Source organism: Weissella cibaria, assembly GCF_004521965.1.
Taxonomy (GTDB): Bacteria; Bacillota; Bacilli; order Lactobacillales; family Lactobacillaceae; genus Weissella; species Weissella cibaria_A.
Genome location: NZ_SDGK01000070.1, coordinates 1 through 25540, shown reverse-complemented (window position 1 = coordinate 25540; position 25540 = coordinate 1). Strand labels below are relative to the sequence as shown.

General features: G+C 45.5%; 27 protein-coding genes, 2 tRNA genes, 5 pseudogenes and 1 other annotated feature. Of the genes and pseudogenes, 4 read left to right on the top strand and 30 right to left on the bottom strand.

What is annotated here, in order from left to right; all coding sequences use genetic code 11:
* Positions 1-5: 5 nt before the first annotated feature.
* The 8 genes and pseudogenes from EST42_RS08375 to EST42_RS08340 form a co-directional block, all read right to left on the bottom strand.
* Positions 6-995 carry an NAD(P)-dependent oxidoreductase gene (locus tag EST42_RS08375; RefSeq protein WP_134645009.1) on the bottom strand — a complete coding sequence of 330 codons (990 nt, stop codon included), beginning with the start codon at positions 993-995 and terminating at the stop codon, positions 6-8.
* A 4-nt stretch (positions 996-999) separates the two neighbouring features.
* Positions 1000-2202, bottom strand: a complete 1203-nt coding sequence (locus tag EST42_RS08370; protein WP_134645008.1) for an aminotransferase class I/II-fold pyridoxal phosphate-dependent enzyme — start codon at positions 2200-2202, stop codon at positions 1000-1002.
* 455 nt (positions 2203-2657) lie between these two features.
* Positions 2658-3327: pseudogene (locus EST42_RS08365) on the bottom strand (PTS transporter subunit EIIC); the annotation flags it as partial.
* Positions 3314-3394, bottom strand: a pseudogene (locus EST42_RS08360) (PTS lactose/cellobiose transporter subunit IIA); the annotation flags it as partial. The pseudogenes EST42_RS08360 and EST42_RS08365, both read right to left, overlap by 14 nt.
* Positions 3395-3445: 51 nt before the next feature.
* On the bottom strand, positions 3446-3766 hold the full coding sequence (locus EST42_RS08355; protein ID WP_134645006.1) for a PTS sugar transporter subunit IIB: 321 nt from the start codon (positions 3764-3766) through the stop codon (positions 3446-3448).
* A gap of 278 nt (positions 3767-4044) precedes the next feature.
* Positions 4045-5007 carry a ketopantoate reductase family protein gene (locus EST42_RS08350; RefSeq protein WP_134645005.1) on the bottom strand — a complete coding sequence of 321 codons (963 nt, stop codon included), beginning with the start codon at positions 5005-5007 and terminating at the stop codon, positions 4045-4047.
* Between the two features lie 31 nt (positions 5008-5038).
* Positions 5039-6127 (bottom strand): PTS sugar transporter subunit IIC, encoded by a 1089-nt coding sequence (locus EST42_RS08345; RefSeq protein ID WP_134645004.1) that lies wholly within the window; start codon positions 6125-6127, stop codon positions 5039-5041.
* Between the two features lie 286 nt (positions 6128-6413).
* Positions 6414-7448: a branched-chain amino acid aminotransferase gene (locus EST42_RS08340; protein WP_134645003.1), complete on the bottom strand. Its 1035-nt coding sequence runs from the start codon at positions 7446-7448 to the stop codon at positions 6414-6416.
* 413 nt (positions 7449-7861) lie between these two features.
* Between EST42_RS08340 and EST42_RS08335 the strand changes: the two genes are divergently transcribed.
* A complete protein-coding gene (locus tag EST42_RS08335; protein ID WP_134645002.1) occupies positions 7862-8641 on the top strand; it encodes a 2-keto-4-pentenoate hydratase in 780 nt (259 codons plus the stop codon).
* A 309-nt stretch (positions 8642-8950) separates the two neighbouring features.
* On the opposite strand, the gene EST42_RS08330 is transcribed toward EST42_RS08335, so the two are convergent.
* Together EST42_RS08330 and EST42_RS08325 are read right to left on the bottom strand one after the other, a co-directional pair.
* Positions 8951-9700, bottom strand: a complete 750-nt coding sequence (locus EST42_RS08330) for a glycosyltransferase family 2 protein (RefSeq protein WP_134645001.1) — start codon at positions 9698-9700, stop codon at positions 8951-8953.
* 141 nt (positions 9701-9841) lie between these two features.
* The gene (locus EST42_RS08325) at positions 9842-10786 is read right to left on the bottom strand and encodes an NADP-dependent oxidoreductase (RefSeq protein WP_134645000.1); all 945 of its coding nucleotides are present in this window, start codon (positions 10784-10786) and stop codon (positions 9842-9844) included.
* Between the two features lie 229 nt (positions 10787-11015).
* Between EST42_RS08325 and EST42_RS08320 the strand changes: the two genes are divergently transcribed.
* On the top strand, positions 11016-12209 hold the full coding sequence (locus EST42_RS08320) for a VanZ family protein (RefSeq protein ID WP_134644999.1): 1194 nt from the start codon (positions 11016-11018) through the stop codon (positions 12207-12209).
* Positions 12210-12252: 43 nt separating this feature from the next.
* Here EST42_RS08320 and tyrS read toward each other — a convergent pair whose 3' ends face one another.
* From tyrS to gnd, 13 genes and pseudogenes are all read right to left on the bottom strand, one after another.
* Positions 12253-13512: a tyrosine--tRNA ligase gene (tyrS, locus tag EST42_RS08315; protein WP_134644998.1), complete on the bottom strand. Its 1260-nt coding sequence runs from the start codon at positions 13510-13512 to the stop codon at positions 12253-12255.
* A 74-nt stretch (positions 13513-13586) separates the two neighbouring features.
* Positions 13587-13784: a binding site (T-box leader), on the bottom strand.
* 50 nt (positions 13785-13834) lie between these two features.
* Positions 13835-14740 carry a sulfite exporter TauE/SafE family protein gene (locus EST42_RS08310; protein WP_134644997.1) on the bottom strand — a complete coding sequence of 302 codons (906 nt, stop codon included), beginning with the start codon at positions 14738-14740 and terminating at the stop codon, positions 13835-13837.
* 518 nt (positions 14741-15258) lie between these two features.
* Positions 15259-15894, bottom strand: coding sequence for an NAD(P)-dependent oxidoreductase (locus EST42_RS08305; RefSeq protein WP_134644996.1), 636 nt, complete (start codon positions 15892-15894; stop codon positions 15259-15261).
* A 320-nt stretch (positions 15895-16214) separates the two neighbouring features.
* Positions 16215-16580, bottom strand: coding sequence for an LPXTG cell wall anchor domain-containing protein (locus EST42_RS08300; protein ID WP_134644995.1), 366 nt, complete (start codon positions 16578-16580; stop codon positions 16215-16217).
* 6 nt (positions 16581-16586) lie between these two features.
* Positions 16587-16853, bottom strand: coding sequence for a mucin-binding protein (locus EST42_RS08295; protein WP_134644994.1), 267 nt, complete (start codon positions 16851-16853; stop codon positions 16587-16589).
* 66 nt (positions 16854-16919) lie between these two features.
* Positions 16920-17477, bottom strand: a pseudogene (locus EST42_RS11610) (mucin-binding protein).
* 130 nt (positions 17478-17607) lie between these two features.
* Positions 17608-17844: pseudogene (locus tag EST42_RS08285) on the bottom strand (hypothetical protein); the annotation flags it as partial.
* Between the two features lie 24 nt (positions 17845-17868).
* Entirely contained in the window at positions 17869-18144 is a 276-nt protein-coding gene (locus EST42_RS08280) for a mucin-binding protein (protein ID WP_134644991.1), read from the bottom strand.
* A 6-nt stretch (positions 18145-18150) separates the two neighbouring features.
* Positions 18151-18300 (bottom strand): hypothetical protein, encoded by a 150-nt coding sequence (locus tag EST42_RS10610; protein WP_167711194.1) that lies wholly within the window; start codon positions 18298-18300, stop codon positions 18151-18153.
* 68 nt (positions 18301-18368) lie between these two features.
* Complete coding sequence (locus EST42_RS08275) at positions 18369-18731, bottom strand: mucin-binding protein (protein ID WP_134644990.1); 363 nt, start codon at positions 18729-18731, stop codon at positions 18369-18371.
* On the bottom strand, positions 18724-18816 hold the full coding sequence (locus EST42_RS11605) for a KxYKxGKxW signal peptide domain-containing protein (protein WP_167711192.1): 93 nt from the start codon (positions 18814-18816) through the stop codon (positions 18724-18726). The genes EST42_RS08275 and EST42_RS11605 overlap by 8 nt, the downstream gene beginning before the upstream one ends.
* A 562-nt stretch (positions 18817-19378) precedes the next feature.
* Positions 19379-20086, bottom strand: a complete 708-nt coding sequence (locus tag EST42_RS08265) for an FGGY family carbohydrate kinase (RefSeq protein ID WP_134644988.1) — start codon at positions 20084-20086, stop codon at positions 19379-19381.
* Between the two features lie 360 nt (positions 20087-20446).
* Positions 20447-21355, bottom strand: a complete 909-nt coding sequence (gene gnd / locus EST42_RS08260; protein WP_134644987.1) for a phosphogluconate dehydrogenase (NAD(+)-dependent, decarboxylating) — start codon at positions 21353-21355, stop codon at positions 20447-20449.
* A gap of 209 nt (positions 21356-21564) precedes the next feature.
* On the opposite strand from gnd, the gene EST42_RS08255 reads away from it, so the two are divergent.
* A complete protein-coding gene (locus tag EST42_RS08255) occupies positions 21565-22407 on the top strand; it encodes a MurR/RpiR family transcriptional regulator (RefSeq protein WP_010375313.1) in 843 nt (280 codons plus the stop codon).
* Between the two features lie 44 nt (positions 22408-22451).
* Here the strand turns inward: EST42_RS08255 and EST42_RS08250 are convergent, their stop codons facing one another.
* From EST42_RS08250 to EST42_RS08240, 4 genes and pseudogenes are all read right to left on the bottom strand, one after another.
* Positions 22452-23075: a hypothetical protein gene (locus EST42_RS08250; RefSeq protein WP_245150442.1), complete on the bottom strand. Its 624-nt coding sequence runs from the start codon at positions 23073-23075 to the stop codon at positions 22452-22454.
* Between the two features lie 42 nt (positions 23076-23117).
* A pseudogene (locus EST42_RS08245) lies at positions 23118-23621 on the bottom strand (aldo/keto reductase); the annotation flags it as partial.
* Between the two features lie 18 nt (positions 23622-23639).
* Positions 23640-23825 carry an aldo-keto reductase family protein gene (locus EST42_RS11180; RefSeq protein ID WP_245150441.1) on the bottom strand — a complete coding sequence of 62 codons (186 nt, stop codon included), beginning with the start codon at positions 23823-23825 and terminating at the stop codon, positions 23640-23642.
* A 175-nt stretch (positions 23826-24000) separates the two neighbouring features.
* Positions 24001-24252 (bottom strand): GlsB/YeaQ/YmgE family stress response membrane protein, encoded by a 252-nt coding sequence (locus EST42_RS08240; RefSeq protein ID WP_134644985.1) that lies wholly within the window; start codon positions 24250-24252, stop codon positions 24001-24003.
* 163 nt (positions 24253-24415) lie between these two features.
* Here EST42_RS08240 and EST42_RS08235 point away from each other — a divergent pair, with 163 nt between their 5' ends.
* A complete protein-coding gene (locus tag EST42_RS08235; RefSeq protein WP_134644984.1) occupies positions 24416-24766 on the top strand; it encodes an iron-sulfur cluster biosynthesis family protein in 351 nt (116 codons plus the stop codon).
* Positions 24767-24943: 177 nt separating this feature from the next.
* On the opposite strand, the gene EST42_RS08230 is transcribed toward EST42_RS08235, so the two are convergent.
* The 3 genes from EST42_RS08230 to EST42_RS08220 form a co-directional block, all read right to left on the bottom strand.
* A complete protein-coding gene (locus EST42_RS08230) occupies positions 24944-25261 on the bottom strand; it encodes a hypothetical protein (protein ID WP_134644983.1) in 318 nt (105 codons plus the stop codon).
* Positions 25262-25328: 67 nt separating this feature from the next.
* Positions 25329-25401 (bottom strand) — tRNA-Thr (locus EST42_RS08225).
* A 4-nt stretch (positions 25402-25405) separates the two neighbouring features.
* Positions 25406-25478 (bottom strand) — tRNA-Asn (locus tag EST42_RS08220).
* Between the last annotated feature and the right edge of the window lie 62 nt (positions 25479-25540).

The following is a 25540-nucleotide window of genomic DNA, read 5'->3' as shown; positions in this document are numbered from 1 at the left end:
TATGCTCACCTCTCAATTTCATGTGGTGATGTCTCACCGTTCAAGATTAATTGCACATCATCCAAGGCAATATCAACCATATTTTGCACCGCAATATTCGTAAAGAAGGCGATATGCGGTGTCAAAATAACATTCGACATGGCGTGTAACTTTTCGATATTTGGCTGACTCTTCAAACCCTCTTCCTGGTGATCGACATTAAAGATGGTTGCTTCACCTGACACGGTGTCCAACGCTACTCCGGCCAATTCACCGGTCTCCAGGGCTGTAATTAGTGCGGCCGTGTCAATCACCGGTCCGCGACTAGCGTTGACCAAGCCCGCGGTTGATTGCATCAGAGCAAATTCGGCAGCACCAATTAGTCCAACTGACGTCTCATTTAAATCAACGTGTAGACTGACCACATCTGCCCGCTGTAACAAATCCGCTTTGGTTGTGTACGTCATAATACCTGCCAAATCATCACGCGGATTAACGTCATAACCAAGGATCGTTGCCCCCAACGCGGCCAATAACTTAGCCAAGGCACCACCGATCCGGCCAACGCCAATAATACCAATGGTTGCAGAATGAATTTCTTTGGCCTGCAAACCGTCCCATCGATAATCGTTATTTGCCACCCGTCGATCCACTTCATAAGACTTACGTAGCAGTCGTAAGATTTGCATCAGGGCATGTTCGGCGACGCTTCTTGGGGAATAGGCTGGGACATTTGTCACACGCAAACCATGTTCATGGGCGAGTGGCACGTTAATCACATCATAGCCAGCTGTTCGTGTTGAAATTTGTTTCAAACCAGCTTCAGCCAATTGCGTGTAAATTTGATCAGCTAGCCGATTGCGTTGTTGCATAATCACCCCATCAACCGCTGCTAATTGGTCAAGGCTAACTTCTAATGGTTCTGCCGATGTCACAATTTCAACCCCAGTCCGGGCCGTGTAGGCTGCAATCGCTGCTTCTTCATCATCTCGAACACTTGTCATCAAAATTTTCATGGTTTTATTCTCCTACGACCATTGCTGTTTGCATGTATGTCTTAATTCGTTGCATCGCTTCCGTCAAGGTTGCCAAACTCGTTGCGTAACTAAGACGTAAGTAACCGGCACCACCTTGACCAAACGCACTACCTGGAATAACAGCCACATGGGCATTTTCAGCAAGTGCCAGAGCAAATGCACGATCATCTTGGTTATGCGTAGCCGGAATTTTAGCGAAAACGTAGAAGGCACCACCTGGTGTTTCAACTTCAAAGCCAGCTGCCCGCATCTGTTCCACCACGAAATTGCGCCGTGCAGCGTATTGTACCTTCATTGCTAAGGTTGCTTCACGTCCTGCTTTGGTTCCTAACGCCACGGTTGCAGCAGCCATCGCCGGATTTGATGGTGACGTCACCACTAATTGGTGGGTCATCCCCACCGTGCGCATCAATCCTGCCGGTCCGGCTATAAACCCGATGCGGTAGCCCGTCATGGCATGTGACTTAGATACGCCATTTAGCAACAATGTCTGCCCCGGCAAGTATGTAGCGATTGATACATGGATAGTTTCGTAAACTAATTCCGAATAGATTTCATCAGCAATCACGATGATTTCCGTCTCAGCCAGGACAGCTGCTAACGCCTGCAATTGTGTGGCTGAATAAGTCACCCCCGCTGGATTAGAAGGGTAATTCAAGACAATTGCCTTGATGGTGTCACCGTGTTCCGCAATCGCCGCTCGTAATTGCACCGGCGTCAACACAAATCCCGTTGCGCTGGTATCCAAGTACACTGGTTCACCGCCATTCATGAGCGTAATAGCATCGTAGAGCGGGAAGGTTGGTGTTGGAATGAGGATTTTGTCGCCTGGATTCAAGACAGCCGTTAACGTTGCATAGGTTGCCTCAGTCGCACCAATTGTAATTACTACTTCCGTATCTGCATCGTATGTTAACCCATAGCGGTCAGCCAAGAAATCGGTGGCAGCCTCCCTTAACGCCACCGATCCATTGCCTGGCGCGTAGTGGGAATCATTGGCAGTGATGCTATCAATGGCTGCAGTTTTTGCGACTTCAGGTACATCGAAATCGGGTTCACCGAGCGTTAACTTAATCATGTCTGGCATCGCCGAAACTTTCATATCAAACACCCGAATTTCGTTGGGCTGGATTTTCGCTAAATCTTGGTTCAATCGTTGGCTGAGTGACTCTTTCATCATGGGCATAATCATTTCTCCTTTAGACAATAAAAAACCGGACGTTTCCTTAATGGAAAACATCCGGTTACCTGGTAAACACGTATTCGCAAAAAATCGCGAGCGTTTTATTTGGTTTCTCGGATGTTTAATCACTATCCGAAAAGCCATGCAAAAATGCTTTTAGCTCAATTCGGATAGTTGCCGAAAGAACCAAAAGTAATAGACGTTTGTAGTTGTGATTGTTAGCGTCATCATCATTTTTGCTCTCCTTGATTTCTTGATGGTTTTAATTCTAATCTTTTTCTAATTATTGTCAACAGTTTATCATAATAAAAGACGATCTACCCTAGAGGATAGACCGTCACTTCTAATAGAGCGCACCTAATCGGTTACACGGAGATGTAACCGAACACGCTAATATTTTGGATTGTCATGTTATCTGCATCCCCCCTTCAGGGAATTCGTTGACTCACTAACAATTTTTAGGCATTTTCAGCTGCCTCTACTTCCTGCTCTTGCGCCAACAACCCCTTATCGTACTTACGAGCGAATGGATAATACATAAAGGCTGTCATCACAAGCATAATCGCTTGCCACAATGCGCCTTGCCAACCGCCTACAATCAAACCTGATACAATAGCCGGTGTCGTCCATGGCACGTACATGCCATTAAACGGTGGAATAATTCCCAACGCGATAATAGCATAAGTCGCAAATCCTGAAATTAGTGGAGTCAAAATGAATGGAATAGCCAATAGTGGGTTCAAAACCAATGGCAAGCCAAACAAGATTGGTTCATTGATGTTGAATAACGCTGGGACAATTTTCACCTTTCCAAGCGTCTTCATTTGCACAGACTTAGCACGAACTAGCATAAAGATAACCAATCCAATAGTCATACCTGACCCAGTCACCATAATGAATTGATCCATAAAAGCTTGCGTTACAACGTGCGCCCCGTTATCCAATGTCAACTTACCAGCCTTATGCAAAGCCAAGTTATCAGCGTTGTTTGCCAATAACAATGGCGTCATGACACCACTCACGATTGTGGCACCGTGGACACCGAATAACCACAAGAACACTGGCAGGAAGGCGACAACGACAACACCCAACGGGTCCATCAGTTGCGTGTTGCAATGGTTTGGAAAGCCTGCCCCTTGGCATTACCTCCGTGCATAATCAATCCCATTACAACCGCCATACGTTCGTCGTCCATTACGTCGTCCCCCGAATATTAACTCATGACTAAATCGCTGCTTGTAACTCTTCAAGAGATAAGTGCTTCCGCCGTCTTCAATACGTTGTCGCCCTTCATCATGCCATAGTCCATCATGTTAATAACGTCCAATGGTACACCAGCGGCATCCATCTTGGCTTGGATTTCCTCCTTCATGTAACTCACTTGAGGGCCAAGCAATACAACATCTGGCTTATTGCTGCTTGCCAACTTCTCATCAACATCTGACGTTGATGTTGCAAAGATTTCATAATCCTTGCCAGCAGTCTTAGCGGTATCTTGCATCTTCTTAACCAACATTGACGTTGACATACCTGCTGTACAAGCCAACATAATCGTCTTCTTTGCCATGATTATTTCCCCCAATACCAAATACTAAATAATATATTTTTAATAGACTATTAATTTACCTTTCATCAATGTATGCATTTACTGCAAGCACTCACTTTGTATTATGCAAGCGTTTTCATAAAATTTATTTTATTAAATTCATACCTTTGACACTTTCTCGTATATGAGAAACGTTCTCGCAAGCAATGTTACGCAAAGGTTCGTACCTTTCGAATGACATTTAAAAGGACACAAAACCACTGCTTCAAATTCAGTGGTTTTGTGTCCTTATTTAATCATTACTCCGTATGAAATTGCCGCATACTTTCAGCCAAATGAACCAGATTCGTTACCAACTCTTGATTTTTAGCCACTAAGCCATGTTTTCGGGCTAATCGCGCAATCCAGCCATTAATATAATCCACCTCCGTGTCGCGTCCCTTCGTGAAATCTTGCGACATCGATGGATAGTGCAACGGATTAGCAACCGTTGAAACATATTCAACCTGCGACAACATTTCTTCGCGGCTCTCCAATAGTTGGTAACCAGCGGATTCGGCTGCGTCATAAGCCTCATCGATTAATGGTTTGGCCACGCCATCTAAGAATCCTTCGTACGCCATCAGCTCGCCCATGCGTGCATTGAACATAGTAGCAATTGAATTTTCAACTGAATTAAAAAATACCTTAGTCAGTAATGTACCCATAAAATTATTCGACTTTGTTGGATTTAAATGGGCCGCCCCAAAGTCAGCCAGTACCGCATCTAAGACATCCGAGTCTTGCTCAGTTAAGTTAGCATAATTCGAAGTACCGGCGCCCTCTGCACCCATAAAGTCAACATCCCCAAAGTCATTCAAAATCGTTGCAATCATAGCCGTCCCACCGATAATGTGGTCATCAGAAAAATATTGTTGCAAAACTTCAATATGGCCCATGCCATTCATCGCGCCAAGAGCTGTTTGGTGCGGCTTGAACTTATCCGCCAAACGCGCTGTCGCATCTGGTAACTGCATTTGCTTCAGGAAGAAAATCCAAACATCCGGATCGCCAGTATATTCTTCCGGACTATAGACGTTGACCGGAATCAAATGGCGATTTTCATGATCGCGACTCTTCCAAACTTGATTGCCTTGTGCACGAATAACATTTAGACTCGCCTGCGTAGGCTCCACAAAGTCAACTGGCACACCAGCGTTTTCTTGAAGTAAAATGCCGTAACGCAATCCCATTGCACCAGCTCCAACAACTGCATATTTCATAGTCATATCCTACTTTCTAAACCCAAAACACTTATAATTCTTGTAAACGCAAATCGTATTGACGTGTCTGGCCAACAGTCTTAAGAAAACGGTAGTATCCCCAAGAAAGCGCAGCCGGCAAAACGACGCCAAATAGTAACAAGACCCCTAAAGCATCTAAATTGTGTGCCATCAACCACAACGGTGCAATCAAACTATTCAAGCCCAACCCAGCAATTGCAAACGGCACCTTAAAGTCGAGACCAACTACCGCTACTGCCGCCATTACCATAGCAATCACTGCTGGTCCAACCGCCAAAACTGGGCGCTTCAAGATATTGGCAAATTGTACCTTTGGCGTCACCACTGTCTGCGCAATATTTGCACCGATGTTATTTTGATTAAATGACATGGCCGTAAAGGCAACAAAGCCAACGGTTGTCCCGATCAGCGCCGCCCCAGCTGACATTGGATCAAGTTGCACTGCGATTGCTAAGGCGGCCGATGAGGCTGGCGTCATCAAGAATAAGAACCATGCAACTGAGACGACCATCGCACCTAAGACTGGATTAACTTGCATCGTCGCTGCCAAATGTTCGCTAACCCAGTTCAAAGCTGGCGTTGTAACAGACGCTAAACCCAGGCCAACCACCGAACCCGCAAAACTAACTGCTAGCGGTACCAAAACCATATCCAACGGCGTCTTCCCAGTTAACCACTTGCCCAACAAAGCTGCAAACAAGCCAGCCAAAACGGCCGAAACAGGTTGACCTGCCGTCATAACGGGTGCGCCGACTAATTGTGGGGCGACCCAACCAGTTGCTGTCGTTGTGTGTGCCAAGGATGACGACGTAAAGTAGATACTGTTCGCCCCAACCGTTGATGCAATCATTGTGGCACCCGTTACCAATGTGGTTGTTTCCAACATTGAAGCAATCGCCATGCCTAAGGCTGGAGCCAACAAACGCTGGGCTAATAATCCCACCTCCGTCAGCGCTTGCCAATGTAGCGACGTCCCCAACGTATTAAGTAATAATCCCATTCCTAACACTGCCAAAATGGTATTAGAAATACCTTGCGATACGAGATATACGTACTCTTTCACCGTCTTTTTTTCAGTCTGTCCCATACTACTTGTCATAAATCTACACTCCTTTTTCTCCAATAACCGACAAAAAAGCCGCTAGTTAGTTTGTCTAACTAGCGGCTTGGTTAATAACCATTCACTGATGCACTAGTCGGCCCGATCATGTGGCCGACACAAAATGCACGACCATTTAGCTAATAATGATAATAATGTCGCGTGCAATAATGTTTGTGTTGTTCATCATAGAATATGTCATTATTTAGTCCTCATTTTATTTGATGTTCCTTATTATGCGCCATTAAATTTGAAAGTAAACATTTGTTTCTAATCTTTTTTTAATTTATTCAAGTGGTACGTCGACGGCCCAATCGGCAGGCCCCGATTCAGTTCCAAATTGAATCCCCACTAGTCGGTTATAAAGGGCTTGCGTCTTGGGACCAACCTCAGTTTCTGAATAGAACACATGCTTATCCCCATTGTGCGTAATCGACCCTACCGGTGAAATAACAGCGGCTGTCCCCATCGCACCCGCCTCTTCAAACTGATCAAGGTCATAAATACTAATGGTCGTTTCTTCCGGTTGCAAGCCCGCTTCTGCAGCCAACGCTAATAGTGAATACTTTGTGATTGACGGTAAAATTGAAGGTGACTTAGGCGTTAAGAAACGACCATCCCTTGTAATACCAAAGAAATTGGCAGATCCCAGTTCCTCGATATTTTCGTGCAGGCGCGGATCCAAATAAACCACGTCTGAATAGCCGGCTACATGTGCCTGCTCACCTGGTAACATCGAGGCAGCATAGTTACCACCTACCTTCGCTTGACCCGTGCCACCGTGTGCGGCACGATCATATTCACTTGTCACATAAGCAGTTGGCGTTAGACCGCCCTTGTAATAGGCACCAACCGGTGTCACGTAAATGTTAAAAATATATTCATCGGCCGGGTGAACGCCCACAACGGGGCCAGAACCAATCAGCAACGGCCGAATATATAGGGTTGCCCCAGAACCATATGGTGGCACAAACTCTTGATTAGCTGCGACAACCTGCTTCACCGCTTCAACAAATAAGTCAGTCGGATAGGCCGGCATTCGCAATCGATCTGCTGAGCGGGCCATTCGGGCAGCATTTTGATCAGGTCGAAATAAATTAACGCCACCATCTGGACGACGATAGGCTTTCAGTCCTTCGAAAACTTGTTGACCATAATGCAATGCGGCGGCGGCTTCACTCAAGTGAAAATCACTGTCAGTTGTTAATTCACCTGGCTCCCAAGCCCCATTACGATAAACTGCCCGAAAGCGATAAGGTAAATCATGATATTCAAAACCAAGATTTTGCCACTCCAAATCCGACACCTGTGTTTTTCCCATAACTATTTTCCTCACGTTCTTTTGTTGTGTGCCACAATTATGAGATTATTATGAGACTTCTGTCAACCACCAATTTTATTGAAATCGACATTAGTCACATTGCCTACATATAGCGGGCTTAAAAATACCCGTTTAAATTAAATTAACGTGAGAAATAGCATTGACAAATAAGTTTTCACGCGGATAATAAAAGCCATTACATGAATTGGAGCTAGTTATGATGATGACAAACATGCAACACACCGCAAACTTAATTATTCGCGACATTATTAGCATTATTATTATTCGCTAATAAGGCCGTCCTTTTTTGTCGGCCGTCATATCGGTCGACCGGTGCACATATTCTGTCATATCATGACTGCCGGTTGGATTTATCCAGCCGGCTTTTTATTTTAGAAAAGAGGATTTAACTGATGACCCAGACATCTAACGATTTACAAGCCGCTTTACAAGTTGCTTATACCGCCAAAAAACTCGTCCCTACTGAATGGGAAAGCAGCGTTGCTTGTGAAAATGACAGCTATGACGTGCAACGTCACACGTTAGCAAATTTAGGACTAGCAACATCTGGCTATAAAGTGTCCTTAACTAGTCCAGAAACACAAGCCATGTTTGGTGCAACCGCACCGCTCTATGGTCGGACGTTACAACGGACTACCTACCAAGCGCCACTCACGCTATCATTGACTGATTTCAACGAACCTTTGATCGAAGTTGAATTACTGTTTACCGCTTTAACGGATCTCGACCCATCACTGACCGATCGTGAATTGCTGGATGCCGTTACCGTGGCGGGAGCCGCTGAATTGCCCGACGCCCGCTTTAGTAATTGGTTCCCAAAGCTGAGTCACTACCTAGTCGTGGCCGATAATGCGGTCAGCGGTGCTGTGGTTCATGGGGCTGCCACACCTGGCACTGATTTTACCGTCGCTGAACTAGCTGACGTGAACACGGAATTGCGTGCTGACAATGTCGTCGAGCGTACTGGAAACAGTAGCGCTGTACTTGGTAACCCACTCAACGCATTACGCTGGTTAGTCAACAAGTTGGCGACAACTGGCAATGGCGTAAAAGCTGGTGAAGTCGCGTCATCTGGTACCTTCTTTACACCACCTTTTTTACATGCCAGCACCTACGCTGTGACGTTTAACCATCCACTAATTGCTGATTTAACGTTTACAGTAACGGAATAATTTAAAACATGTACCTTGTGTTACCAACATAATCAGTCCATACTGTCCTTAATAAATGACTTTGAAGGGATTTTGTTATGGGAAAAATATTATTAGGCATAGGATTATTATCATTGATAATCAGTCCTATTATCATGTTGTCTACCCGTCTTAGGCCTCAGCAACCAGCGCAAGTTTCACAAGCAAAACTACAGTATGAAGAATTTTGGGAAAGTAAACATGAGCTTTAAAAAGGCTGTTCAGTGAAAATACTGAACAGCCTTTTGTGTTTAGTTTAGTTTCGTTCGTCGCCACGCCACTTCCTCATCACTAAATTATGTTATCCCCGATACGGGCAATTTGTTGATCAATTTCACGTTCGCGCTCACGTAAAGCATGTGAGGCTGTGTGAATAATACTCGTTGACCGTGATACCTTGTTGTACAATACATCCGATGTAAAGATTGAATACTCTGATATCGCATTTGATGCGACCAATTGGGCAATCCACAAGTGATCTTCGGCTAACTCTAAGGATTCATCAAAACGGACACGACTATTCAATAGGTTTGCTGAGCGATATGCCTTGTTCCAGACCATTCCTGAAATGACATGGCCACGGTGCGTAACCCCTTCGAACATTGCCGCCCGATCAACGCGGCGGAACCTAACTTCGTTTGCCTTCTTAGGTACACCGCTTGCACCCCAGCTAAATCCAACACTTGCGATATCAACGTCAGGATTCTCTTCAAGTCCCTTCACGAGCGTTTCCACAAATGATGGTGCTAATTGATCATCCCCATCCACGAAGATAAAGTACTTACCGCGAATTTCTTTGAGGGCGCGGTTACGCATCGCCGCCACTCCACGTCGCTTGTTATTCTTAATCAAACGCATCCGATCATCACGGGCTACCCAGTGATTAATTTCCGTCAATGTATCATCCGTTGACGCATCATCTAAAATGACAATATCCATATTCCGATACGTTTGCTTATTAACTGTTTTTAGACTGTGGCCAATATAGCCCTCTAGGTTATGACTCAAAACGGCAACCGTTACAAGTGGTTCTTGTGTCATGTTCTTATCCTTCTTCTGCTTTCTTAATTACAGGCAGCATCCCTGTCCCACTTTCCGACACTACTATATACTAAAATCCGCATGACCGGTAGGAAAAGGTCATGCGGATTTTTAATTTGTCGATTAGTTTTAATCAGTCAATTAGAACGTCAAAACAACCTTACCGCGAACGGCTTGTGCTTCAACAATCTTGTGACCTTCCATCAAGTTTTCCAAGTTAAATGGCTTCACTTCAGCAACAGCAACCTTGTAGTCACCATTTCCCAAGTGTTCCATCAATTGCGTCAAAACTTCAGTCGTTGATTGCATCACGTAGTAGTCACCCTTGATGTTCTTGGCATCGCGAGCAGCCTTAACGTCATCGCCCATGGGAACAGTAGATACGATACGTCCACCATCCTTCAAAACTTGCATTGAACCCAAAGCGTTGTTACCACCAATGATTTCAACAACGGTATCAACTGATGACTCTGGAATAACGTCAGTAAACTTTTGCGTCGTGAAGTCGATTGCCACGATATCTTCGTTCAACCCGTGTAGGTAATCAATATCAGCTGGCAATGAAGTCGTGTAAATCTTTGATGCGCCACGGTACAAAGCAGTTTGCAAAGCAGCGTAACCAACGGCACCAGCACCACCGTGAATCAAGATTGACTCACCTTCTTGCAAGTTCAAAGCGTCAACAACGGCTTGGTAACCAGTTTGGCCACCCAGAGCCAATGCAGCAGCATCTTCGAATGAAACAGAATCTGGCAAGTGACCTGCAGTGCCAGCGTCAACAACAGCGTACTCTGCGTAACCGTGCTCGTGAGGAACTGCCACAACACGCTCACCAACCTTGAACTCAGTTACATCAGCCGCAACCGCTTCAACAACACCGGCAATCGTTGAACCACCAATCATGTTTTCCTTGGCTGGTACACCAAAGGCACCGGCACGGAACTTCACGTCGTATGGATCCATTGCGATAGCAGCTTGCTTAATCAAGATGCTACCCTTCGTCAAAACTGGCTTTTCCATTTCTGCTTCGTGGAATACGTCAACGTCACCAAATTCATCAAATACAACAGCCTTCATCGTAGCCATGAGTATTATTCCTTCTTTCGTTTCAAAAATACTATTTCTCTTAATTGATGACCTCAATTCTACACTTACTAAAAGTAAATGCAACAAAAAAAGCCAAGATTGTGAAAAATAATTTGCGACAATGTCCACAACGGGCGCCTTTGCTTATTTTTTAATAAGTGAAGTTTAAGTGAATTTGCTGTTACAACCCTGTATAATTCATTATGACAGAAAAACGGAGGTAAGTCTCGTGAGCGGATTTGGCGTTCCTATTATCGCCGCTATCATTGCATTTCCTATTATTTTGATAGCGTTATTCATTCCATTTTTATTCCTACAGTATCGTCGTTATGGCGCCGTGACCTTTTGGCACACGGTAATGACGTTTAGTTTCGTTTTTTATTTCACGACAGCATTTTTCTTGGTTATTTTGCCGTTACCAACGGAAGCAACCCTCGAACACTTGCAAGCAATCGGCGCGCCAACGCGTAATTTAGATCCCTTGCAAGTGGTTCGGACCTTCTTCCAAGACAATCCCTACTTCCACGGCGGTGGGTTGAAAGCCGGTCTATTGGATCCATCCTTTACGCAAGCGGCCTTTAACGTCTTACTAACCGTGCCATTTGGCATGTACTTGCACTTCTATTTCAAGCGTGGTTTCTTCACCACCTTAATTTTTACATTCATGCTGACGCTCTTTTATGAAACAACCCAATACACCGGTTTGTACCATATCTACTGGCGTCCGTACCGCTTGTTCGACGTTGATGATTTGATTTTGAACACCACTGGTGGCCTGATTGGCTGGATTTTCGCGCCATTACTCGGTATCCTATTGCCATCCCGTGATCGAATGGATGAGCGGGCTCGCAGTCTTGGCCACCGTGTGACATTAGTGCGTCGCTTACTATCGTTTGGTTTGGACTTCGTTATTGCAACAGCCATTAGTTTCATTTTAACGCAAATTTTGCCCAATGAAACGAGCGCTGACATCTTGTCTTATATCGTTGTCTGGGGTGTTGTGCCTCTTTTGCTCGGCGCAACCTTGGGACAAATGGTCGTACGTATTCGTTACGATGTCGCCAAGTCACAACGTTGGCGTATCATTGTTCGTAATGCTTTAATGGTTGGATCTACCATTTACTTTTTCCCATTCTGGCTCCAATTGATTGGCTCAACCGGGACTGTTTCAGCTGAAACTTTGAACCGTACCTATACGTTCATCTTACTGTTCGCGGCCCCAGCAGCGATTTTAGTCATTGATTGGCTGATTGAAATTTTCCGCCCACAGCATAAGTTGTTGTACGAGAAAATTAGTGGCGCCGGTTCAGAAGCCATTGTTAAAACAACAACAATGGCCGACGCACCAATTCTAAAAGAACAAACCACACCACAGCCTGAAGTTGACCAACAGCCTACTTCACGTAGCGAGCGTCATCACTAACGAAAAATGCCTGACGGAGATTTCCTCCATCAGGCATTTTTTATTAACGTACAACCGCTACGGCCCACTTCTTCTTACCGCGCTTCACGATGACATATTGTCCATCGTACTTTGCAGTTGGGTTAATGACGGCTTCTTCATCAGTGATTTGTTCGCCATTGATGCGGATTGCACCGTCTTTAACTGACTTACGCGCAGCTGTCTTTGACTTTTCCAGTCCGGCTGCCACAACTAAGTCCAACAAACCGATTTCAGCATTGTCAATTTCAAACGTTGGGACATTACCAGCCAAAATGGCCACTTCTTCAGTCGTCAATTCGGCGACGTCGGCGTTACCAAACAACACCTTCGTCATCATTTCAGCCGTCTTAACAGCCTCAGCACCGTGCACGAATGTCGTCACTTCTTGTGCCAAGCGCCGTTGTGCATTACGCGTAGCTGCATTTTCTTGCAAGTCGGCTACCAAAGCGTCGATTTCATCTTGTGACAAGAACGTAAAGTACTTCAACATCTTCTCAACGTCAGAATCAGCCGTGTTCAACCAGAATTGGTAGAACTCAAATGGCGTCGTCTTCTCCGGATCAAGCCAAACGGCACCACCTTCAGTCTTACCAAACTTTGTACCGTCAGCCTTCAACAGCAAAGGTACTGTCAAACCAAAGGCTGGTGCTTCACCGCCTTCAAGCTTGTGGATCAAATCGATACCACCCGTGATGTTCCCCCATTGATCTGAACCACCAACTTGCAAACGTACATTTTCGCGCTTCCACAACTCATGGAAGTCAATTGATTGCAAGATTTGGTACGTAAATTCCGTAAATGAAATGCCGGCTTCCAAACGAGACGCAACGACATCCTTAGCCAACATGGTGTTGATTGAGAACAACTTACCGTACTCACGCAACATGTCGAGCAATGACAACTTACCCAACCAATCAAAGTTGTTCACAATTGTGAAACCATCTTCACCGAACAGCTTTACCATCTGGGCGCGAATTTTCTCAACGTTAGCAGCCACATCCTCTTGTGACAACAACTTACGCTCTGACTTCTTACCTGATGGGTCACCGATTGAACCAGTGGCACCACCCACAACGATCACTGGCTTTTGACCAGCCAATTGGAATCGCTTCAAAATCATAAATGGAATCAAGTGCCCGATGTGCATTGAATCTCCAGTTGGGTCGATTCCCACGTACACACCGATTTGTTCCTTGGTCATTTGCTCACGTAGACCATCTTCATCGGTTGTTTGATTGATGGCACCACGCCATGCTAGTTCTTGCAAAATATCTTCTGCCATAGCTACTCTCCTCTAAAAAATGATGACATTCTTTTTGGTTGGGGTAATAAAAAGCACCCCAACCAGTTAATACTGATTAGGGCGCTGTTAAACGCGGTACCACCTAAATTGCCACGATATTTCGTGACCACTCATCTTCCCAGTAACGTCAGGGTGACGTACATGATGTTTGCGCGAGTGTAATTCAGGTTTTGGACTTGGCTAGCTCACACCGTCCGCTAGCTCTCTGAATGTCCACCAAAATCCCTACTAGATTCGCTCATGTAATAAATCTATTATAGCACGCACCTTTTCCGATAAACAGATACTAATAATATAGTTGTCAGTTATCGCGATTAATAATATCTGCTGGCTCTGGTTGACGTGAATCACGGAATAGATTAAATGCCGTGTACAACGCTAGTGCGACGATAAAGTAGCTCAAAATAGCGATATTAATGTTAGTCACTAACTTTGCGGCTATGACGACACCGATAACACCCCCAATTGCCATACCGGTGAAACCACGCCACTCAACGCGGCCAGTCTTCACAAAACCAATCGCTGACGTCATCATAATCATAGCGGCATCCATCATCATCACTGGAAAGGCAATCAACGGATTAACACCGACTAGTGAGAAGAAAATCAACTCTGGTGTGTAATTTCCCAAGCCGATGGTCATCAACACCCCCAGCGTAAAGTTGACCACCAAACCCAAGACAAGTAGCCAACCATGCAACCCGTGGCTCGTCATTGATTCAGCAGGGCCTGGATTCGTCAGCAACTTAATGAACATTGTAGTGGCCGCTAGCGTTAGGGCAATGGATAACCCACGTTGCATCTTTCGCACTGGCCAATTGGCCGTGATACGCGTACCAGATGCCGCCCCAGCCACCGCCGCCAACGTCATTGGAATCAAAGTTGATACTTCAATTTTAACGGATGTAAGGAAGAACAATGCTTCCACAAATACTGGGATTGCATGACCAGCATTCATTGTACCCGGCAACTTACGATCATCATCCAGCCACTTAAAGCCTTTGAAGAACGCGGTCGTCGTTGCGAATGAACCGATACCGATCGTATCACCGAAATCTGTAATAAACCCAATGATGAATCCCGGGACAAACTTTTGGAGTAGGTTTACTTTGTTGCGACGCATTGTGGTGATGTACAGAATTGCCATCCCAATTAATGCAATGATTAATAGTACCTGTAAGGCGCGTAATACCAAATGTTCTGTCATAAAAAAACTCCTAAAATTTGTTTGTCCGAAAACTAAGTTTACCAAAAATTAGTGGTTTAGGCACGGTTTTTGACTAGTAAGGCTCACGGGTCGCCGCGTTGCGACGAAGTATGGCGGGTGGGGTGCGACTTGTGAGTTCACCCCACCCACCATACTAGCAACCAAGATAATCTCTATTTGTTTGGTAATCAGTGATGGGATTGTCATTATGTATGCCCGCAAGGCTTCGACACTCGCAACTATCAAATCACATCTCTTCTGCTGTAACAGGTTCGGCTGGTATCCGGAGCGTTCAAAAATCGGCAACGTACCGCATAGCCGGCGCTATTCAGGAAAGCCCTCACCGACCCCGAGGCTTTATGGGAAATTACTTGCCCCGCTGAATGGCGTCCGCGCCATTCGTTTGCCGATGTTTTGAACAAAGACGCAGAATACCATCCGAACCTGTTACTCGCGCGATAGCACGACACACTAAAAAACCATCAAGGTCACTATTAGACTTGATGGTTTTGGTTTAATTACACATCTGAAACCGTGAAGCGTTCACGGATGTGTTGGGGTGTTTCAATTTCATCTAGCACGCCAACCGCCATGTTACCGGCCGTGACATGTGACTTGCCATCTGCTGACAATAGCAAATCGTTCAATGCAATGCGGTGCTCGCTGGATGGTCCTGGCGTGAAGTTTTGTTGTGGTGATACACCAGTCCAGTTCACATCTGGCGTCGCACGCAAAATGTCTAATTCCAAGACACCATAACGTGGCTCATCAATCCAAGCTTCGTTACCTGGTAGCTCGACCAAGAAATCAAAAAGGCGTGTGCCATTGGCTTGAATTAACGAAGCCGCCCCCAATAAGAAAATAACACGCGTTTCTGATTGGCGGAATTCATGAATCAAATGCGTTACCACATCCAAATTCAAATATGCCTCCTTGTGGTTGGCAAATGCATTAACCACAACATCAAACTGTTCTAACGTCGCACGCTTCAAATCGAAGATATCTGATACCAACAGCGTTGCCCCGGCGCCAAGTTCGGCATGTGCCTTTTCGACATTCCGGACAATAGCCGTCACTTCATGACCACGTGTTGTTGCTTCTTCAAATATTGCGCGTCCTGCCATACCAGTTGCGCCAATCACTGCAATCTTCATTACGTTATCTCCCAAATCATTTTAATACGTCTATTGTATCAAATAATTTCACTTACTTTTCATGAACAACCTAGCGAACTTGGTTTTTCAAGACCTTCACCCCAGTTTTGGGCCTTTTTACTGCTTGTTTGTTCATTCTGAATGAAAGCTGAACGTGCCGCCCAGAACACACCAAACAACATCAATCAGTAACAGCATAAATAGTGCAGCGAGTCGATTGACCCACGTGTCACGGGACTTTTCTTTACTTCCATCTTACCAGGTCTGCAAACAGAAAGGAGGTCGGAAACTCTAGGTTTCTAGCCCCCAGTACCATTAATTTACAAAACCTTTTTCAAAACCACACCAGCTGTCGCCAACAAGCTTAGCAAACCAGCAATCGTTAGCCAGTATTCTTGCTCAAAACCAGTTTCTGGCAACGCTGCTGCTGAAACCAAATTGGTTTCGCTAGTTACCAATGAGCGCTTCGCTGCCATAATCACTGACGTTGCTGGTGCGACAGCTTGCTTAGTATTTACCTTCGTAACTGGCCGTACTACTGACTTAGCTGGCACATGCTTCACAACTGGTTGCTGCTTAACCGGACGTTTTGGCTGCCCAGCCGTAACCGGGATTAGTTGATAGACCACCGACACAGCAGGCAAATCACTGGGTATAGCCACCGCCATCGTTGCGATTTCAGTCATTGATGTCTAATAGCCCGCCACTACCGGCGTTGCTTCAGCTAGCAATTCACTTGGCAACCAGGTAATAACCTGCGTTACCAAATCTTCATCCCCAGTCAAGACTGTTGCTTGCACAGTATCTGGTACGAGCTGGTGGCCATGCAGGTCAACATAATGAATTGGTCGCCGCACCGTCGTTGTCATGAGACGGTGGTCATGATCAAAATGCACCACAATCGTTTGATCAGTCGTTGTATCGTAGTCAAAATCGATACCGCCAATTTCATTAATCACATGATAGTGCGGTACGCCAACCAGCTTTGCTGTGGTATGACTACCACCCAGGCCCGTGATTGTTGGTCACGTTTGTACAACCCGCCCATCCTGGTCATCATCCACGTACACCACGTGGGCCTGTTGTTGCTGTGGTGTGTAGTGCACCGTCACATCTTGAACGTCCGTTGGTGACGTGATGGTCACCGGTGCTACCTGGCGTTGATCGGCGGTAAAACCTGTCATTGTTGGTGTATCAACTGCGCCTACTGTCACCGGTTGCGCTGGGGTCGTGACCCGTGTAAAAGTAACCTCACCCTTTTTGGCATCGACTGTCGCACCCGTTGTTTGGTACGTTGCCTAAGCTGTTGGTTGACCTGTTACCGCATCAACAACAATCGTCTTTGTTACAACTGCTGACTGAACCACATCAGCCAATGCCGTTGGTGCATTAACGTAGTGCACCGTGTTCGTCACCTTGTGCTGTGTGACTTGCAAAGCTGAACCATGCGCTAAGGTCACTACTACATCAGCCACACCAGTCGCACCAAAGGCAACCTGACTAGCAAAGCATCCGGTGCGACATAGCCCGCCTTGATATACTTCGCTACCACATCCGGCAAACTCGTCAACGTATAGTTGCATCCGTCACCCCTGACACCGGATAACTAGTTAACGTTTCACCCGTTACCGCATCACGCACAATCACGTGCGTCGTTTGAACATCAGGCTCACCCGTCACGTTAGTTTGACCGGCTTGATGTTGCGACGTTAACTAGCCATTAACCGTTGATTTTGTCATCGTATAGCCTGGTTTAGCTGGCACATTCACTGTTTTAAACGTCACCGTCCCATCAGTCGCAATCGTTGCATCACCCGTGATGACATAGGTTGGCGCTTGATCCGTCAATACCACTTTCGTGACCGCATCGACAATGACAGTCTTCGTCGCGGTCGCTGTTTGTGTTGCGACAACCACTGGCTGTCCATTTGGTGCGGTCACCGCATTAACCGTATAGTGAACCGGATAACTGCTTTACTGGGTCGTTGTGTCATGATCCAAGCGCACCATTACCTGTTGTGGTGTTGCATCATCTGTATCATATGTTGCTGGCCAGTCACCCGCATCGACAACTACGTAACCGGCCGCCTTAAAATTAGCCAATGTCTTATCAGCTATTGCCGTATCAATTGTTGCATCACTGCGCCCATTAATCGTGACTGTTGCAACCGTCTTGTCACCATTAACGTCAACATAGTGCACAATCACTGTTTGCATATTAGACGTGTACACCACCGTATTGTTTGCCACAGGTTGTTACACCGTTACTTGCTGGTGCACACTCTGCTGACTAGCTGTATATCCTGCCACTGCTGGTGAATCACTCTGTGCGAACGTGATAGCGCCGGTTGTTTCGTCAATCGTGACTGGCGCATCAACCGGTACCGTATATGTTGACGCCACCACCTGGTTTGTCACCAAGTCTCAGGTATCCGTCCGGGTTACCATCACGCGCTGCATCGTCGTTGGTAACGTTACCCCTTGATAATTAATCGTGTTTGTCTATCAATTGTCGTCGTTGCCAGCTTCGTCGCATGGCGCAATGTCACTTGGAACGTTCGCTGATCATCTGTGGCCGGTGTAAATAGCGTCCCCGCCACTAGTTCCTGATCGGAAACAACTTCATAACCCTTCTTAACGTACGCCTGTAATGACTGCTGAACAGTTGTAAAGTCAACCGCGTCATTATCGTTAATAGCCGTTTTAGTCCAAACTACATAACGACCATTTGCATCCGCATCTGTCACTGTATCAATCGTTTGTATCGCAGTTGGCTGCGCGGCAAACACTGCATCAACATCCTTACTAAACCTGCTAATAAATTGTGGATTAACCACCCCCTACCGTCAGGGCTGTCATTCCAGCGACAACCCAAAATTTACCGCTTTTATACATCTTCTTTCTAAATTTTGTCTCACTCATGTCATAAATCCTATTAAGTATTTTCTCAATCCATCTTGTGTGTTTCATATTTGAAGTACTACATTCACTTACCTTGAGTTTGTCAGTTTATTATGAGAAAATTCTGTCTAAAAACTTGATTAATGTATTAATTTTGTATATTTTGAAACACCTCAACACGGGAATTGGAAGAGTTTTCATACAAAACAAATCACACTTTTAACAATATATATTAGAAATATGTTAATTATAAATGATATATGTCGAAAAATGCGGACAAAAAAGAGACCTCTCTCACTAAATGAGTGCAGGTCTCCCTTTGTGTCGAAACAGCCCACCACGACCGTTTCGACGTCTTCACCGTATCATGTTAACAGGCACCACCCCGTTAACAATCCCCATACTTCAAGGTGTCCAAGCCTCGAAGCGCTTTTCCTCCGATTCCACGCGGGTCCTTCACCTCCCACGTGAAACCGTCACCGGACAGCAGGGCATCGCACCCTCCGCTAAGCGGCAGCCCTAGGCTCATCACTTCCCTGGCTAACTGCATCCCCGGTAACACACTTATTATAGCATAATGCGATTAACGGCGGTAAAAGGTGGTTGCATCAGTCAAACCAGTTTGCGCAGCCATCGCTGCCAATAATGGCGTTGCAATCGTATCAACGGTCGTCAACGTTGGCAATTGCCCAGCTACTAAACCGGTCACAGCTAACGCTTGGATATCCCAATCTTGATGTGCTGCGTTGTAGAAACCAGTCCGCGCAGCATGCGCCTCATCGACTTCATTCAAACCAAACAAGCGGTTCACGATAAACTCCTGGACCCCCATATAATGGGCAGCGTCTGCATAAGCCTCCTGATCTTCATTCTTCAACCACAACGTCAACGCAAGAGGCTCAGTCGGTGTCATAGGCAATCCGGTTTTACGTTGTAATTGGCCACCGATGCCGTTAATCATCAACGCATCGACATACTTAGCAGCTCGGTTATCACCACCTGAAATCACTTCAGTTAACGCATTGAAATCTTCGTCCAATGCAATCCAACCGTTAGCAACGCCTGAAATAAAGTGAACTTCAGTCAAAATATCTGCATCGCCAGGTAGGCCATTGTTAATCGTCGTTAACGTGGCGATTAAGGTCGTCACAATGTTATCTGGTAAGACCGGATCCGATGGAAATTCAACCCCCGCGTAGGCGTGGCGCGTTGTTGTTTGATTGTCATTTTCATCCGTTAAAACCGCCACGATATTTGCAGCCGCCAAATCAAGTGTCAAAGTATATTTCATGGTATCTCAATCCTCAAAGTTAATACGTCTATTATACCCTACTCAATAAAAAACACCCGACAGAAATCTGTCGAGTGTATCTCTCACAATCTCGCCATCCATCGAAATGGATGGCCTCAATACTCAAGAATCTCACAACTTAAGCATTGGAAACACAGAGTTATTCGTGAAACGAATGAACTACGTTTCCTGCCATGGGTGCCCCCCAATGGCAAGTACGCAGCGCCAAAGGTCGATAGGGCAACCAACAGCGAGTTCCTTAGTCACTCCGTGTGTTTTAGATCTCATATTTCGTGGATCTTCTACATCGTAACTTTAGTAAACTTAACGTCGCACATCACACGACTGTTTTGACTAAAATTACTTAGCAGCGTCCATAGCGTGTCCACCGAAGCCGTTACGCAAAGCTGAAACAACCTTACCAGTAAACGTGTCTTCTTGTAGTGAACGGTAACGCATCATCAATGACAATGCGATAACTGGTGCTGGAACTTCCAAGTCCAATGACTCTTCGATCGTCCACTTACCTTCACCAGATGAGTGCATACGACCTGAGATGGCATCCAACTTAGGATCCTTAGCAAATTGCTCTTCGGCCAATTCCATCAACCATGAACGAACAACTGAACCATGGTTCCACAACTTAGCAACTGCTTCGTAGTCGTAGTCGTATTGTGATGCTTCCAAAACTTCGAAACCTTCGGCGATGGCTTGCATCATACCGTATTCGATTCCGTTGTGAACCATCTTCAAGTAGTGACCTGAACCCAAACGACCAGTGTATAGGTAACCGTCTTCCAAGGCGATTGACTTGAACAAAGGCTCGATTGTCTTCCAAGCTTCAGCGTCGTCTCCACCGATCATGAAGTTTCCCCCGTTACGTGCACCAGACATTCCGCCTGAAGTACCAGCGTCGAAGAACTTGATACCAGCAGCAGTCGTGCGCTTGTTTTGCTCCAAGTTATCCTTGTAGTTTGAGTTACCACCATCGATGATGATGTCGCCTTCAACCATCTTCTCGATCAACGTGTCGATAGTTGAGTTCGTTGGAGCACCGGCTGGAACCATTACCCAAACAACCTTTGGTGATGGCACTTGTGCCAACATGTCGTCCAAGTCTGATGCTGCAGACACCTTATCTGAGTAATCAGCTGCTTCCTTAACGAAGTCTGCGTTCAAGTCGAATGCAACAACTTCGTGACCGTTATCAACGGCGTTCTTTACCAAGTTCAAACCCATCTTACCAAGGCCGATCATAGCGAACTTCATTTGAGTTACCTCTTTTTTCTTGTGCTTGTTTTTTCTACAGTCATTATTATAATGCAAAAGTTTTTCACTTTGCAACCCTTTTTGTTGTAAAATGTTTTCATAGGGTTTTTAGTCAGAAATATTAGAACGCACTAAAAACTATTAAACGATGGAAAAGTATACCTATAACAAGGTAAATACATGATTAATATATTTAAAAGGGAAATAAAATGGCGCAATCCGGCTTTACACGCATTCGTTCAATGCGTGAACAACTTTCTGGTTCCGACGAAAAAGTCGCAACTTTTATCTTAGCAAACCCAGAAGAAATTCGTTCTTTAACTATTCAGGGCCTGGCAAATGCAGTCGGTCTCTCAACGGCAACCATTTCTCGATTTGTAAAACGAGTCGGCTTTAGCTCATTCCGTGAATTTTCACTAAGCTTAGCTGTTGTGACCCAATCAGATGATACTTTCTTTGGTGAAATCGATGAAGAAGATGATACTAGTGAAATCGTCAAGAAGGTCTTCAGTGGCGCAACCAACGCCCTCGAATCAACGGTCAACATGATTAAAACAGCCGACTGGACAACTGCAACTAAGTGGTTAGTTGAAGCCCGCCGGGTCGGCCTATTTGGTATTGGGGGGTCATCTATTGTGGCATTGAATGGGTACCACAAGTTGCTCCGTACCCCATTAGACGTTGAACAGCACCCTGACTACGACGTGCAGCTCATGCAAGCCGTCCGTATGCGCACGACTGACGTAGCCATCGTGGTTTCTCACTCAGGGCGCAATCACGATACGTTAACCATTGCGCGTCAACTGCACACCAATGGCGTTAAAATTATTGCCATCACCGCCTATCCGCAATCAGAACTGGCAAAGCTGGCTGATTTGGTACTGGCAAGTGCTGCAGAAGAAGTTAACATTCGAAGCGAATCAATGTCCTCATTGATCGCCCAAATCACCATCATGGATAGTCTCTTCACCCTAGTTGGTGTCCAACTTGGCGACAAAACGCAACAAGTGGTTGATCACATGCGTACGGCCATTGAAGGTACCCGCGAGTAATTAAAAATCCCGTTTGAACCAAATGATTCAAACGGGATTTTTGATTACTTTAATTGATCAGCGGTTAAATCAGTCAGTGTCTGTAACCACGCCACTGTGCCTTCATCGGCATCTGTCGGCATAACGAATGGCGCCGTCGAATAAACCGTTGCAACATTTTGCCAATTAATTTGGTCATCCGTCAACAATGATTGTTGTAAATCAGCCACCTGTTGTTCAGTAACCGCAGCTAATCGGTCCGGCATTGTCGCAAACATTGTTAAGAACCAATTTAAGGCCAATTGTTGCGCCACCAACTCAGTAATTGTTTCAGCTTCAGCTGTTACCAACCGACGTGTCGCCAATAGCATTGCTGGTACTTCTTTTTGCAAAAACTTTTGGAACCGGCGCCATTCGCTATTCACCAAGGCGTAGAATTGCCAGGGTACTTGCGTGGCAATCTGGCCCAATGTTTGTTGCGTAATGGTTGTCAACGCCCAAGTTTGCGCCGTAGCATTATCTAACCACGCCATCAAAAAGCGTTGCATCGTCTCCTTGGTAACCGAGGCGAGTCGCGCTTTCTGCGTTAAATGGTAGCGTACAACCAAGAACTCTTTAATCTGTTCAGGTTGAATCGCCTGGCTCTCGGCCAACTTCGTACGTTGTTTAAATTGCCGTAATTGCTTCACTGAGCTAACACTCGCGAAACTCCCTTGTTTTACCATTGTTTATTACCACAAATCTTCCGTATAGTTTTGATCTTGTGCACCCATGATACGCTCACCACGTTGTAAGGCATCAATGCGGGCCGGATTACCCGACTTTGGAATGACCGCCACGTCATGTTGGATATGCCAACGTAGAATAACTTGTGCGACGCTCACACCATATCGCGTAGCAATGCCCTGCAACGTTTCATCCTGTAACACAGCACCGCGGCCCAATGGACTCCAGGATTGGTGTTGAATGCCAAGTTCCGTTAAGTAATTATGTAATACATGTTGATTGAAGTATGGGTGCGCCTCAAAATTTGAGACACCAATGACCCGAACATGCCCTTCTTTGTACAGGTGCTTTAATGCACGCCACGTTTCAAGAAAAGGGTCGAATTTTGGCCAGTAGACCAGGTACAAGTCTAGATAATCTGTTTGTAGCGCTGCCGTTGTTCGCTTATAGGCTTGGAGGGTATTTTCATACTCCTGCTCCAGCTGTGCAACCTTACTCGTTAAGAAGTAATTTGACCGCTCAAGTCCCTAGTTTACTAGGTAATCCCCAAGCTCATCTTGGTTGCCATACATCGCCGCTGTGTCAAACATTCGATAACCCGTTTCTGTTGCCGCCGCCATTACTTCGTTATAAGTTAGTGCGGCATTGGCCGCATCTATGCCAAATTCAACCATCGGAATTTTAACGCCATTATTCAAAGTCGTAAATCCCATCGTATTCTCCCCTTAATCGCCATGAATTATACTTACATTTTAGCATTTAATCATGACGTTTTTGCGAAGAACCACAATTCCAGACAACTAATCGTAGAGCCCCTGTATCTGAATGTCAACACCAATAAAAAGCGTCCCACTCATTACAGTGGAACGCTCAATAAACATGTACTTATTAGTCATTACCCATCTTAGTCAACAACCAAGATACCACTAAGACAACAACGATTGCACCAATAATTGATGGGAACAATGCCATACCGGCCAGTGAAGGTCCCCATGATCCAAGTACCATCTCACCCAGCCAAGAACCAATCAAACCAGCAACAATATTTGCTATCCAACCCATTGATGTGCCTCGGCTAGTAATCGCCCCGGCAATCGCACCAATCACTGCACCAATAATTAAAGTCCAAATTAAATGCATCTTTATATCCTCCTGTTTTGTTGTGCTCATAACTATATCTATACTTTACCAGTATCCTTGATATTGGACAAACGAAACGCTTTTTTAACGTAAAAATTTTGGGCCTGTTGTTTCATCTACGATATACTATGGTACAATGGAGGCTATACAGGAGGTAGTGATTATGTTTTTAACAATTTCCGATGCTGCAAAAGCAAAGCTGACGCAACGTCTGACACCTCAGACCAAAATTGTTTTGGATTTCGATGATGGCGTCGGCCCATTTTCAGACGCAGGAATGTGTACTTTGGATGTGGCCTTTAACATCATCCTTTGCGAAAGCGATCAACTTACTGACGAGTTTGATAAAACAATTGATAGTACGCTTGGCCCTGTTTACATTAAAGGTTACACAGCATCTCAAATGGATTCAGATATGACGTTGTCAGTTGATAAGTACCTACGTTACAGTCTATCAGGTCCTTCAGGCACACTCGATTCAAATGTTGGCCTGCGTGACCTACAAACAGTTTAATCTCAACTATAAAAGCCCAGTCAGACAGCTATCTGAACTGGGTTTTTGCGTTTTTTATTACAGCAGCTATTGGTCTAAGACCCCTGGCTTTAGCCAGGCATAAAGACCAAGAACGCACCTGATAAGGGCGACTTGGTCACGTCAGATGTCTAAAACCTCCGACATTCCCAGTCTGATTTATCGTTGTGCTAATGCACGTTCTAATTCTTTAATGCGGCTAATTAAGGCAACTTGAATAATTTGGGCATCTTCATCAGTAGGCGCACTAGCTTGTGGTTGAGGGAGAGGGATTTGTGCATCACCTAATCGGCCCTTTAGTTGCTGATTTTCAAGTGCCAAGCGATCCAATTCCGCTGCCATCTCTTGTAGTGCGCCTTGCAAGTCACCTACTTGTGCTTCATATATTTCTGCACCTGTCCGCCACTTATCGACTTCCGTTTCTGCAGACGCCAATGCTTCTGTTAATTCTTGAATCTTCATTGCTGCTTCGTCCATGTCACCCGCCCCTTTTTTCATCATAACAAAAGAGGTCATCCTTTAATAGGATGACCTCTTTACACTATGCCGACTGGGGGATTCGAACCCTCGACCTACGGTTTACGATACCGTTGCTCTACCAACTGAGCTAAGTCGGCATAACTCCGAATGTCGGGCTCGAACCGACGACAACACGATTAACAGTCGTGTGCTCTACCAACTGAGCTAATTCGGAATAATATGCATCGCGACGTCCTATCCTCGCAGGAAGCGATCCTCCAACTACTTTCGGCGCTA